This is a genomic window from Deinococcus aerolatus (assembly GCF_014647055.1).
GTDB lineage: Bacteria > Deinococcota > Deinococci > Deinococcales > Deinococcaceae > Deinococcus > Deinococcus aerolatus.
The window spans coordinates 69038-81337 of record NZ_BMOL01000003.1 but is presented as its reverse complement, the minus strand read 5'-3'; the positions used below and the strand labels follow the sequence as shown (position 1 = coordinate 81337).

11 protein-coding genes are annotated in these 12300 nt (G+C 67.5%); 7 read left to right on the top strand and 4 right to left on the bottom strand.

Annotation, left to right across the window (positions count from 1 at the left end; genetic code table 11):
• Nucleotides 1–124: 124 nt before the first annotated feature.
• The gene (locus IEY31_RS04800) at nt 125–2161 is read right to left on the bottom strand and encodes a glycoside hydrolase family 20 zincin-like fold domain-containing protein (protein WP_229723327.1); all 2037 of its coding nucleotides are present in this window, start codon (nt 2159–2161) and stop codon (nt 125–127) included.
• A 120-nt stretch (nt 2162–2281) separates the two neighbouring features.
• Entirely contained in the window at nt 2282–3535 is a 1254-nt protein-coding gene (locus IEY31_RS04795) for an ABC transporter substrate-binding protein (RefSeq protein WP_188969542.1), read from the bottom strand.
• A 184-nt stretch (nt 3536–3719) separates the two neighbouring features.
• On the opposite strand from IEY31_RS04795, the gene IEY31_RS04790 reads away from it, so the two are divergent.
• The gene (locus tag IEY31_RS04790; RefSeq protein ID WP_229723326.1) at nt 3720–5189 is read left to right on the top strand and encodes a glycoside hydrolase family 3 protein; all 1470 of its coding nucleotides are present in this window, start codon (nt 3720–3722) and stop codon (nt 5187–5189) included.
• Between the two features lie 15 nt (nt 5190–5204).
• Here the strand turns inward: IEY31_RS04790 and IEY31_RS04785 are convergent, their stop codons facing one another.
• Nucleotides 5205–6125, bottom strand: a complete 921-nt coding sequence (locus tag IEY31_RS04785; protein ID WP_188969540.1) for a DegV family protein — start codon at nt 6123–6125, stop codon at nt 5205–5207.
• Nucleotides 6122–7006 (bottom strand): NAD(P)-dependent oxidoreductase, encoded by an 885-nt coding sequence (locus tag IEY31_RS04780; protein WP_188969538.1) that lies wholly within the window; start codon nt 7004–7006, stop codon nt 6122–6124. Before IEY31_RS04780 ends, IEY31_RS04785 begins: the two co-directional genes overlap by 4 nt.
• A 145-nt stretch (nt 7007–7151) precedes the next feature.
• Between IEY31_RS04780 and IEY31_RS04775 the strand changes: the two genes are divergently transcribed.
• The 6 genes from IEY31_RS04775 to pyrH all read left to right on the top strand — a co-directional run bounded on the left by IEY31_RS04775 (nt 7152) and on the right by pyrH (nt 12197).
• Nucleotides 7152–8114 (top strand): hypothetical protein, encoded by a 963-nt coding sequence (locus IEY31_RS04775; protein ID WP_229723325.1) that lies wholly within the window; start codon nt 7152–7154, stop codon nt 8112–8114.
• On the top strand, nt 8114–8668 hold the full coding sequence (locus IEY31_RS04770; RefSeq protein ID WP_188969537.1) for a GNAT family N-acetyltransferase: 555 nt from the start codon (nt 8114–8116) through the stop codon (nt 8666–8668). The genes IEY31_RS04775 and IEY31_RS04770 overlap by 1 nt, the downstream gene beginning before the upstream one ends.
• 81 nt (nt 8669–8749) lie before the next feature.
• Nucleotides 8750–9277: a hypothetical protein gene (locus IEY31_RS04765; RefSeq protein ID WP_188969535.1), complete on the top strand. Its 528-nt coding sequence runs from the start codon at nt 8750–8752 to the stop codon at nt 9275–9277.
• A gap of 345 nt (nt 9278–9622) precedes the next feature.
• Complete coding sequence (gene rpsB, locus IEY31_RS04760; RefSeq protein WP_188969533.1) at nt 9623–10417, top strand: 30S ribosomal protein S2; 795 nt, start codon at nt 9623–9625, stop codon at nt 10415–10417.
• Nucleotides 10418–10520: 103 nt separating this feature from the next.
• Nucleotides 10521–11318, top strand: a complete 798-nt coding sequence (gene tsf, locus IEY31_RS04755) for a translation elongation factor Ts (RefSeq protein ID WP_188969531.1) — start codon at nt 10521–10523, stop codon at nt 11316–11318.
• A gap of 141 nt (nt 11319–11459) precedes the next feature.
• The gene (gene pyrH, locus IEY31_RS04750; RefSeq protein ID WP_188969529.1) at nt 11460–12197 is read left to right on the top strand and encodes a UMP kinase; all 738 of its coding nucleotides are present in this window, start codon (nt 11460–11462) and stop codon (nt 12195–12197) included.
• Nucleotides 12198–12300: the final 103 nt, after the last annotated feature.

The following is a 12300-nucleotide window of genomic DNA, read 5'->3' as shown; positions in this document are numbered from 1 at the left end:
AGGGTGCGGGCAGAGGAGGAATGAGGGCGATGAGAAAATAGAACGTGCGCTCAGGGTAGGGTGAGGCCAGAGGGGGTGTCAAGCTGCCGGCTCACCCGAGGCGGCCTCAACCCTGTCAGGCAAGCTATTTTCCGCCTCCGATCAGGGTCAGGCCAATCAGGGTGGGATTGGCGTTCTTGCCCTCGCTGACCAGCGTGACGCTGGTAATAGCGACCGTGGGCCTGGGATTGTTCCACTCCAGTACCGGGATGTTCACTTCCAGCCCGTCCGCCGTCTGCCCAGTCCAGCCGGGGGCCGGGATCATGGAGGTGGGCAGCGTATCGGTCCACGCGCGGATGTGCCGCCCGTATTCCAGCGGCTGCGTGAGCTGTGTGCCGTCGGCGTACCTGATCTCGTAGCGCCCCACGGTCTCGCGGGCCAGCGCCCCGGGCCAGCCGGTGGTGTGCAGGAAAGCGAGGGCGTCGGCCTTGCGCCCCAGTTCCACGGTGGCCCGCGTGGGCAGGTCACGCACGGCTGCGCGCGCCCCCCTGAGCATCACCGCGCCGGAGATGTCGAACCGGTACGCGCCGATCTGCTGGACGCCCGCTTTCAGGTTCCGCAGGTCAATGTCTGGCCCCTTGCCAATCCAGCCCTTCTCGTCGTTGTCGGTCAGGCTGCGTGTGGCCAGCGCCCTGAGGCTGACGGTGGCCCCTGCCGTTCCCCGGTAGGCCACGGGCGCGTACAGGTCACGGTAGACCGCCGCCGCACCTGCCACGGGTCTGGCCTCCGGGTTCCAGAACGCGCCCGCCGCCCGCACGTAGGCCACGCCCTGCTGCGCCTGCCCGTCCCAGATGCTGGGGTTACCGAAATACCCGGTCCAGCGCGTCTGGATCATGCCCAGCGCCCCGGCCTTCTGCGCGGCGCGGGCCAGCCCCTCGGCGTTGCCCGCCTCGTCCCACGACGCGCCCAGCACCGGAAAGCCCAGGCCGGCGATCTTCTGGATCATGGCGTAGTCCGTGCCTGGCGCGTAGTTCCAGTACGCCACCTGAATGTCCCTGGGCAGTTTGGCAGGCAGGCTGCCGATCACCGAATCCGAAAACGCCGAGTCGTGCCAGATCATGGTGTTCACGCCCAGCGATTTCAGGTAACCGTGAATCTTCACGGTGTCGTCCACAAACAGTTTCTCGAAGCCCGCCGCCTTGCCGCCCTCGCGTGCGGGAAAACGGTCCCGGTTGCGCACCTCGTCGTGGCCGATGTGAATGGTCTTTGCGCCGAAGGTTTCGGCTGCCTCCTTGAAAATGGGAAAGAGGACACGGCTGTACGTCGCCGGGTTGAGGGTGTCGTAGGCATAGGGATTCTGGCTTTCGGGGTCCTGGTACAGGTCCTTATTCGCGCCGCCGTAGTACATCCACTGGACATGCCCCAGCGTCTCGATCAGCGGAATAACCTGCAGGCCGTGGTCGCGGGCCAGGGCGGCCACCCGCCGCGCCTCGGCCTTGCTTGCGCCGCCGGGGTGCGCGTAGCCGCCCGCCCGCGCCGTGTCCCACTGCACATAGTTGCTCATGACCAGCACCGTGTTGTACTTCAGCGCCGCCAGCAGGGGAATCAGGGCGTCGTTCACGCCCTTGCTGTACTGGTCGAGGTAGATCATGGCCACCCGTTCCTTCAACGCGGGCGAATCGCTGATCCGCGCAAAGCGCAGGCCCGCAGGCGTCAGCAGTTGCCGCAGCGTCTGTGCGCCCTGGTAGGCCCCGCTGGCGTCCGCGCCGACGATGTACGCGCCGCCCGCGTCCACCCACAGCGCGTAGCCCTCGGCAGCGGTGGTGAACAGGCCCGCTGCCCTCGCCTTGGCCGCCAGCCCTGCGTCCGCCAGCGTGCCGATGACGATGGCCGGCTGGCCCTCCGGGGCATCGGGCAGCGTTGCGCCCAGCCGCACTTTCCACTCGGCCTTCAGGTCACGCGCCGCCCAGCCCAGTTGCGGCGCGGTGCCCAGCGTGCGAACGCCCAGGCCCGCCAGCGCCAGCGTTCCGGCGGGAAACTCCGCCCGCTTCGGCTGCGGCACCAGCTGGGTACCAGGAACCTGGGCGCGGGCGTCGGGAACGGGGGTGGTTGGGGCTGGGACGGCGTGGGCAGTAGCCACAGTGAGCAGGCCCAGGGCCAGGAACATTTTTGGTGGAGTCATCGGTTAAATCCTTTGGGGGGCTGGAGAAAGCCGTGGTGGAGTGGCGTGGGCAGTTCCCCCGTGGCAAAAAGCCGGGAGCATCCGGGCCACCCCGAACACCCCCGATTGCGGTGGAGATCCTCAGAGGCTCGCGTTCCAGGCCTTCACGATGTCGTCCAGTGCGGCCTTGACGGTCTTCTGGCCGGCCATTGCGCCTTCAATGTTGTCCTTGAAGACCTTGTTCAGCTTGCTGGCGTCGGGGTAATTGAGGGTCAGATCCTTGGCCTTTTTCAGCTCGGTGCTGGCCACCAGCTTGCCCTGGTCGATGGCCGAGGCGCCGCCCTGCTTGAAGAACTTGTCGGTGCTGGCCTTGACCGTGCTGGGGAAGGTGGTCTTGGTGACCCGGCTGAACTGCAGCTGATTGGCGTCGTTGGTCAGGAACAGCGCCAGCTTCTGCGCCAGCGCCCGGTCTTTGACCCCCTTGGGCACCGTGAAGGCCATCAGCGGCGTGTGAATCACGTTCCCGGCCAGGTTGATCGGGTAGGGCGCCACTTTGGTCAGGTTGTAGATGGCCTTGTTGTCGTTCTCCACCCGGATGATGAACTGCGGCCCGGTAATCAGCATGCCCAGCTTGCCCGACGAGTACAGCTCGGTGGCGGCGGTGTAGCCCCGGCGCATGGTGTCTTCCGGGATATAACCCGCCTTGTACAGGTCCACGTACTGCTGCACCAGCCGGATGTGTTCGGGGCTGTTGAACACGGCCTTGCTGCCGCTCTTGTCCAGCACCGGCAGGCCCGCCTCCTGAAACAGGTACAGCATGTTGATGCCGCCGATGTTGGGCATGAAGCCGTACATGCCGGTCCTGTCCTTGATCTGCTTGGCGGCGGCGATGATGGTCTGGAGGGTGCGCGGCGGGTTGTTGGGGTCCAGTCCGGCCTTCTTGAAGATGTCGGTGTTGTACGCCACCACCTTGGGTGCCCAGTACCACGGCACGCCCATCACCTTGCCGTCAAAGGTGAAGGTGCTCAGTGGCGACTCGAAGTAGAGCTTCTTCGCGGCGGCGTCCAGTGTCAGCGGCTCCAGGGCGCCCTGCTGCACCAGCTTGACTGCCATGTCCGAGGACAGGTTCACGGCGGCGGGCGGGCGCCCCGAGGCGACAGCGGCCAGCAGTTTCTGCTCCATCGCGTTGCTGGGCACGTCGACCCACTTCAGCTCTACACCCGGGTTTTCCTTCTCGAACTGCGCCACCAGCCGGTTCATCTCATCGTTGAACAGCGGCGCGAGGCTGATGGTCCAGAATTCCAGCTGCGTCTTCTGGGCGCTGGCAACGCCGGCCGAGGCGGCGGCGAGCAGGGTGGCGGTCAGCAGGGCGGAACGTGCGGGCAGTATTTTCATGGGCAACTCCAGGGGAGACAACGGGCGGGGCAGACGGGGTGGACACGGGGTCAGGACACGGTGCAGGGTCTGGATTGGGGATTGGTGCCGAGAATCTAGCGCCCCGCCCCCGCCCTTGCCTGAGAAAATGACGGCCCGCCTCATCTGCGTCCGGCCTGACCCGTCGCGCGTTACCCTGCGGCCCATGACTGACCAGCCCCTGCTGCCCGGCGCGTTCGTGATGGTGGACATTCCTGGTCCCGCCCTGGACGCCGACACAGCCGCCCACCTGAGACGATACGGCGTCCGCAGCGTGTGTCTGTTCGGTAAGAACATCGAGTCGCCGGGGCAGCTGGCCCGGCTGTGCGCGGACCTGCGTGAGGTGCTGGGAGACGACGCCCTGATTGCCCTGGACCACGAGGGCGGCGCGATTCTGCGCCCGGACTTCTGGCCGTTTGCGCCCAGTGCCATGGCCCTGGGCGCGGCGGACGACACGGCCCTGACCCGGGAGGTTTCGGCGGCGCTGGCCCGGCAGCTGCGCGGCGTGGGCATCAACTGGAACTTTGCGCCGGTGCTGGACGTCAACGTGAGTCCGGCCAACCCGGTGATCGGCGAGCGGGCCTTTGGCGCGGACCCGGCGCTGGTCACGCGGCACGGGCGGGCGGCGCTGGCGGGCCACGCGGCGGCGGGGGTGGCTGCTTGCGTCAAGCATTTTCCGGGCCACGGCGACACGCGGGTGGACAGCCATCTGGCGCTGCCGCGCGTGGACAAGACCCGCGCCGAACTGGAGGCCACCGAGTTCGTCCCTTTCCGTGACCTGCTGTCCCAGACGCCCGCCGTCATGACCGCCCACATCGTGTACCCCGCGCTGGACGGCGTGCATCCCGCCACCCTCTCGCGCCGCATCCTGACCGGGTTGCTGCGCCAGGAGTGGGGCTACGGCGGCGTGACCGTCACCGACAGCATGGGCATGCGGGCCATCGACGACAACTACGGGCGAGGCGAGGCTGGGGTGCTGGCGCTGGAGGCCGGGGCCGATCTGGTGATGGCCCTGGGCCGCCGCGAGGCGCAGGAGGCCACGCTGGGGGCCATCGGTGCGGCGCTGGAAGGCCGCCTGAACCGGCAGGAGACGCAGGCCAGCCTGGAACGGCTGCGCCAGCTGGCGCGGCAGTACCCGGCTGGCGCGGACGCCACATTCGAGCCGCAGGACGACGCGGCCCTGTTCCGCCGCGCCTGGGCCGGGGGCCTGACTGCCTACCGCCACCCGGTTGCGCCGCCGCCCGGTGCCCGCATCACCCTGATCGCGCACCGCCAGCCCGCCCGCGAAAACGTCAGCGAGGCGGGTGCGGACGCCGAGACCCTGGCCCGCGAGCTGGGGCAGATCTACGACGTGACGCTGCGGCCCTTCGAGACGCCTGAGCAGATCGACTGGGCCGCCGCCCGCGCCGCTGGTGACCCGGTGGTGCTGGCCACCACGGGCCGCCACCGTCACCCGGCCCTGATCGGCGTGCAGCCGGACCTGCACCTGTGCCTGTACAACCCCTACGCCGTGCTAGACGTGGACGCCCCCGCACTGCTGGCCTACGGCTTTCGCCCCGAGGCCCGCGCCGCCGTGGTGGGCTGGCTCCGCGGGGGCGCAGGGGCAAACGGAACGCTCCCGTTCACTCAGGCCTGACCCGGCAGGGCAGGCTTACGGGGTGTCGCGCTCCCAGGGCCACTTGCCGGGTGCTGCCGCCACGCCCAGCGCACGCGGTCCGGTGTGGACGTTCAGCACCGGATTGATGCCCACCGCGCCGGACCACACGATGGGGTGGCGCCCCTTGAGCTGCTCCAGCAGGGCGTCGGTGTCCTCGCGCACGGTGCCGTACAGCAGACCCACGCGCAGCGGCGTGCCCTCGCCGTAGGTCCGGGTGACCTGCTGGCCCACCGCCTCGATGCCGCCCTTGTAACTGCGGGCGCGGCTCACGTTGGTGTAGGTGCCGGTGGCCTTGTCCACGGTGATGACCGGCTTGAGGTTCAGCAGCCCGCCCAGCGTGGCCTGCACCCGCCCGATGCGGCCGCCGCGGCGCAGGTATTCCAGCGTCTCGATGGTGAAATACAGTTCGGTTTCCTGCTGCACGGCGCGGACCCACTCCAGGGCCGTTTCCAGCGACTCGCCCCGCAGGGCGGCGGTCTGCGCGGCATGCACCTGAAACGCCTGCGCCGCGCTGAGCGTGCCCGAGTCGTGCAGGCGCACGTCGATGCCGTCCAGTACGCTTCGCGCCTGATCTGCGGCGTTACGGCTGCCGCTGAGGCCCGCGCTGATGGTCACGGCCAGCACCTGCGGCGGCGTTCCCTCTGGCTCCACCGCATCAGCGCCTGCCGCGGCGCGGACCGCGTCGGCCCATTCCTGCGGCGTGGGCTGGCTGCTGGTGGGGTGCTGCGGGTTGGTCTGCAGTTCCTTGAACAGGTCCTCGCGTGAAATCTCGTCGGTGCGGTAGCTCCGGTCCCCGAAGTTGACCGAGAACGGCGCGACCGGCACGGCATTGTGGAGTCCCTCGAAAGCGTCCAGGCCCCCGTCGGTGGCGACGGCGAACTGCGGGTTGCGGGTCGGTGCGGTTTCCTGTGTCATCTGATCTCCTGTCCGTTCATCTGCTCTATCAGCTTCAGCATGGCGCTGTGGTCCTCGTCCGGGCCAATCATCTGCGCGGCGGCGCGGCACAGGGCGGCCACCTGGGCCAGCACCGGTGCGCTGCCCCTGACATTGTCCACCACGTCCAACGCAATGCCCGTGTCCTTGGCCAGCAGGCCCAGCCCGAAGGTGGGGGGGAAGGCGCGGGTCAGCACGCGGTCGGGAATCAGGTGCTCGGTGGCGTTGCTGCGCCCGCTGCTGGCGTTGATCACGTCCAGCGCCGCGCCCAGTTCCACTCCACTCCTGGCCAGCGCCGCGAGGCCCTCGCCCGCCGCCCACAGGTTGACCGCCAGCAGCGCGTTGTTGACGGCCTTGACTGCAAAACCTGCCCCGGTGTCGCCCACATGCACGGCCCGGCCCGCAAAGGCCAGCGCGCCGCGCACCGCCTCCACCTCATCCGCCGGGCCGCCCAGCATCACCGTCAGGGTGCCGGTCTTTGCGCCGCTCACGCCACCGCTGACCGGGGCGTCCAGAAACTTCACGCCGCGCTCCAGCAGCCGCGCCCGCTGCGCCCGCGCCGCGTCCGGGTGGCCGCTGGTGCAGTCCACCCAGACCGCGCCGGGCCGAAGGTGCGGCTCCAACTGCTCCATCACCTCGTTCACGTCCGCGCTGGTGGGCAAGCAGGTGAAGATCACCTCTGCCTCGCCCACGTCCGGCAGCGAGGCGGCCTGCGTGCCGTGCTCGGCGGCGTGGGCCTGCGCCCGGTCTGCGTGGCGGTTCCACACCAGCACGCGGCCCCCGGTGTCGGCGGCGCGGCGGGCCAGCGCGGCGGCCATCGGCCCGCCCATCGCTCCCAGGCCCAGAAATGCGGCAGTCTTCATGCTGTCCAGGCTAATGGCAGGTGTGGGGCCGGCGGCTGAAGTTGAACGCGGTGCAATCTTTAGGGGTGGCCGGAGGTGCTCCGGCCCGCGTGCTGTGCCCCACCCGGGCGGTACGCTGGGGCATGCCTGGTGCAGGGAAGTTGACGTGGTAGAGGCGGTGGTGTGGATCGTTCATCCGGCGGCCGGGATGGCGCTGGGCCTGTTCAGCGTGGTGCTGTTCTCCGGACGGGGACGGCGGTGGGAGGCGGTGGCGTTTGCGTCAGCCTTGCTGCTGGTTCTGGCCGTGCTGGGCGCGGGGTGGGTGGCACATCCGGCGGCGGGAATGCTGCTGGGCTACTTCGGTTCCACCGCGTTTGGCCACTGGCGGCGGCGCTGGCCCGCGCTGCTGGCGGCGCTGGTGGCCTCCGGTTTTTTCATGCTGGCGGGCGCGACCTGGCTGGTCTTTCCGCTCTCGGTCATGGGCCTGATCTGGCTGCTCACCGCTGCTTTCTCGTTCGTCAACCGACCTGCAAAGGCCCTGGATGCCTCCTCGACTTCCAGTGTTTCAAAGTCGCCCGCCGGGCTGCCCGAACACGCCGGAGGCTTTCCCTGCGGCTCCTGTTTCGGCGACAGGGGGCGGGAGAAGGAAGCGTTTGCGTCTACCCAGTCGCAGCGTACAGTCCCCCGCTCCAGCGCCGACGCGCCTGCGCCCAGCGATCCCTACACCAACTGGATGCGCGACAGCCGCCTGCCCGGCGAGGCCCGCGCGCAGCTGGTGGCCCTGAATCTACGGACGAAAGAGGCGCTGGCGCAGCTGCACGGGCTGGGCCAGCAGGGCAGCGAGGCCGGGTACCTGGCCCGCGCCATTCGTGAGGAGTACGTGCCCACCGCCGTCAACGGCTACCTGAAGCTGCCGCGTACGCGGGCGGATTCGGTGCCCATCGAGGGTGACAAGACCGGGCGGGACCTACTGTGCGAACAGCTCGATCTGCTGCTGCACGCCGTGCAGGACATCATAGACACCACCCTTCAGGTCGGCGGGCGCGAACTGCTGACCCACCAGCGCTTTCTGGAAGACCGTTTTGGCAGACCGGCAGAGACCACCCCCTCCGGCGAGTTGAAGGTCTGATGCCACCCCGCGTCCGCCCGGCCACCCGCGCCGATGTCCCGGCCATGCTGGAGATCTACAACCACGCGGTCCTGCACACCACCGCCTCGTATGACCTGGAACCTGTGGTGCTGGAGACCCGGCTGGCCTGGTTTGACCACAAGCAGGTGGCGGGCTGGCCTGTCCTGGTGCTGGAGGAGCCGGGCGAGGTGACTGGCGACAGGGTGATCGGCTGGGCGACCTACGGCCCCTTCCGGGAAAAACCCGGTTACGCGGGTACGGTGGAACACAGCATCTACGTCCGGGAGGACCGGCGCGGCTCGGGCCTGGGCCACCTGCTGATGCTCGCGCTGATCGCGGACGCGCGGGCCAGGGGCTTTCACGTCATGGTGGGTGGGGTGGACGCCAGCAACGCGGGCAGCCTGGCCTTTCACGCGCGGCTGGGCTTTGTGCAGGTGGCTGAGTTTCGCCAGGTGGGACGCAAGTTCGGGCGCTGGCTGGATCTGGCCTTCGTGCAACTGCTGCTCGGCCCGCCAGCTGCCGAGGCTCCGCAACACCCGGCCCCCAGAACCTGATGCCCGGTTGACAGCGCGCCGCACGTTCCTCACAGCCGGCTCATAAGCTGCTGTGCAGGGAAGGTTAGGGTTGACAGCGAAATGATCCGTCCTCTTCTGACCGTGACCCTGCTGGCGGGTCTGCTGATTCCAGGCCAGGCCCATGCGGTGCCGGTAAAACTGGCAAGCCTGCCTCTCTCAGTGGAACCCAATGCCAAACTGCTGACCCTGAACCAGGCCGGGATTCGCGCTGCCTTTCCCTCGGCGGCGGGGCGTCCCGACGCAGTCTTCATGACCGAGGACCGTAAGGTCAGCGTGGCCTTCGAGTGGCGGACCAGCAAACTGGCGTCCAACGAGATCGACAAACTCGTGGCGCAGTTCCCCGCTGTGATCCGTGCGCAGGTGCCGAACGTCAAGTCCCTCAAGGCCACGCTGGTGCAGGTGGGCGGCTCGCCTTGGGCACAGTTTGTGTTCACCACGCCCGGCCAGGACGATGACCTGCGCCGCGAACTGATGGTGACCAGCGCCGGGGGCCGCATGCTGGTGATGACCATTGCCGGCAAGGTCAAGGACTATTCGCGCAACGAGGCTGTGATCCGCAACCTGACCAACAGCGTTCGCCTGAACTGAATTGAGGCGCGCTGGCCGTCTGTCTGCCCCAGATGCCTCTAAACACGGTCCCCTCTCCCAATGTGGCAGAGGGGCTTTGCTTGTGCCCGTGCTAAGGCAGGGGGCCAGCCCTGTCTGTCCGGTGGAGGTGGCCAGCAGCCTGGCGGGAGCTGTGAGCGTGCGCCGCCGCCCACGCCTTCCCTGATCTCGCTGGACGCGCTATACTCTTCGGTTGGGTGCCCCCGTGACCCGCCGTGCGCGCTCAAGCGTCGCGCACCGGCCTGGCCCAAGAGCCGGCGAGATCTGACCGCTGGGCTGGCACGAGGACGGCAAACTCTTCCCACTCAACGCTTATGGAGCGCCACCATGTCTTACATCAGCATGAAGCAACTGCTGGAAGCCGGAGTTCACTTCGGTCACGAAACCAAGCGCTGGAACCCCAAGTTCAAGCGCTTCATCTTCGCCGAGCGCAACGGCATTTTCATCATTGATCTGCAGAAGACCCTGAAGCAGGTGGACCGTAGCTTCGATTTCATCAAGGAACTGGCCGAGCGCGGCGGCGTCATCCTGTTCGTCGGCACCAAGAAGCAGGCTCAGGAAATCGTGGAACTCGAAGCGCGCCGCACCGGCATGCCCTTCGTGACCAGCCGCTGGCTGGGCGGCATGCTCACCAACTTCAAGACCATCCGCACCCGCATTGACCGCCTGAACGAACTCGACGACCTGTTCGAGTCCGAGCGCATCAATGACCGCGGCAAGGCCGAGCGCATCGCCCTGGGCGCCGAGCGCGAGCGTCTGCTGCGCTTTGTGGGCGGCATCCGCAAGATGAACCGCCTGCCCGACGCGATCTTCGTGGTGGACCCCACCAAGGAAGTCATCGCCGTGCAGGAGGCCAACAAGCTGGGCATTCCCGTCATTGCACTGGCCGATACCGACTCTGACCCGGACGTGATCGACTACATCGTTCCTGGCAACGACGACGCGATCCGCAGCATCCAGCTGATCACGCACCGTATCGGCGACCTGCTGGTCGAGGCGCGTGGCGGCGGCGAGGACGTGTCGGGCGAGCGCGTGGAAGGCGAGAACGCTGACACGGCGGCTGCCGAGCAGGGTGAGGGGGGCGACACCGCCCAGGTCACCACCACGCAGGGCCGCAGCTAAACCGTCTCAAGGTGGGGGGCGTCGCTGCGCGGTGAGCCGGCCGCGCCCCCTGTTTTTGTCTCCACAAGCTTAGCCCCACCCCTAACCCCCAGGAGGAACAACCATGTTGGAATCAATCAAGAAGCTGCGTGAAATGACCGGCGCAGGCATGATGGACGTGAAAAAGGCCCTGGCCGACGCGGGCAACGACGAGGACAAGGCAGTGGCGCTGCTGCGCGAGCGTGGCATCGTCAAGGCCGCCAAGAAGTCTGACCGCGAGGCCCGTGAAGGTCTGGTGCGCTTCGTCGTGGACGGCGGCGCCGCCGCAATGGTTGAGGTCAACAGCGAGACCGATTTCGTGGCCCGCAACGCCGACTTCCAGAAGCTGGTCGAGGAACTGGCCCAGGCGGCCCTGAAGGCCAGGACCAGCGACGTCGAGGCGCTGAAGAACTTCACGATGGACAGCGGCGAAACCGTGGGCATCGTGGTGGCCGCCGCTGCGGGCCGCATCGGTGAGAACCTGGTGCTGAACCGCGTGGCCTACATGGAAGGCCAGCAGATCGCCGGCTACGTCCACAGCAACGGCAAGATCGGTGTGCTGGTGGACCTGGAAGGCGGCAACGCAGCGCAGGCCAAGGACGTGGCCCTGCACGTGGCCGCCGAGAACCCGCAGTACCTGAAGCGCGAGCAGGTCAACAGCGACGATATTGAGAAGGAGCGCGAGATCCTGACCAACAAGGCGCTCAACGAGGGCAAGCCCCAGCAGATCGTCGAGAAGATTGTCTCGGGCCAGATCAGCAAGTTTTACGAGGAAAAAGTGCTGCCGGAGCAGAAGTTCGTCAAGGACAACAGCATGACCGTCGGCAAGTACCTGGGCGACGCCACCGTCAGCAACTTCGTTCGTTTCGAGATCGGCTCGTAATTCAAAACAGGGGCGGCGCAACGGGCCGCCTCTTTTTTCGGGCCACGTCTTTTCCCTTCCCGGCGGCCCCATCGGTTGCCGGGCTTTTCTCTGCCCGGACCCTCTTCACACCGTCATTCCTGCCAGCGAGGTGGTTTTTCTATGTTCAAGCGCGTTCTGCTCAAACTCTCCGGTGAATTTCTGGCCGGCGAGGAGGGTTTTGGCATCAGCCCCGACACCACCGCCCGCCTCGCGCGTTTGATCGTGGACGCCCTGCAGGGCAGCGAGGTCGAACTGGCCATCGTGATCGGCGGCGGCAACTTCTGGCGTGGGGCGCGCAACGGCGTGGGCATGGATCCGGCCACCGCCGACTACATCGGGATGCTGGGCACCGTCATGAACGCGATGGCCCTGCAGGACGCGATGGAAACCGCCGGACGCCCCACCCGCGTCATGAGCGCCATTCCGATGGCGGCGGTGGCCGAGCCGTACATCCGCCGCCGGGCCATGCGGCACCTGGAAAAGGGCCGCGTGGTGATTTTTGGCGGCGGCAATGGTGCCCCGTTCTTCACCACCGACACCACCAGTACCCTGCGCGCCCTGGAAATCGGCGCGGACGTGGTCTTGATGGCCAAGAACAAGGTGGACGGTGTGTACGACAGCGATCCCCAGAAAAACCCGGACGCCAGCAGGTTCGATACCCTCACGCACCATGAGGTGGTCGAGCGCCGCCTGGAGGTCATGGACGCCACCGCCATCACGCTGTGTATGGACAAGGGCCTGCCGATCGTGGTCTTCGACCTGTTCCAGCAGGGCAACCTGGAGCGGCTGTTCCAGGGCGAGCGGGTAGGCACCCTGATCCACACCGGGCAGGGCGCCAACGCCGTCACCGTGGGTTGAGCGGGTTGCCTCCGGGGACGCGGGGTCTGCCCGGCCCGTTTCCGGCGCAGACACGCTAAACTCAGCCGTCACTCATCCGCCTCCAGAGTATTCAGAAAGGAGA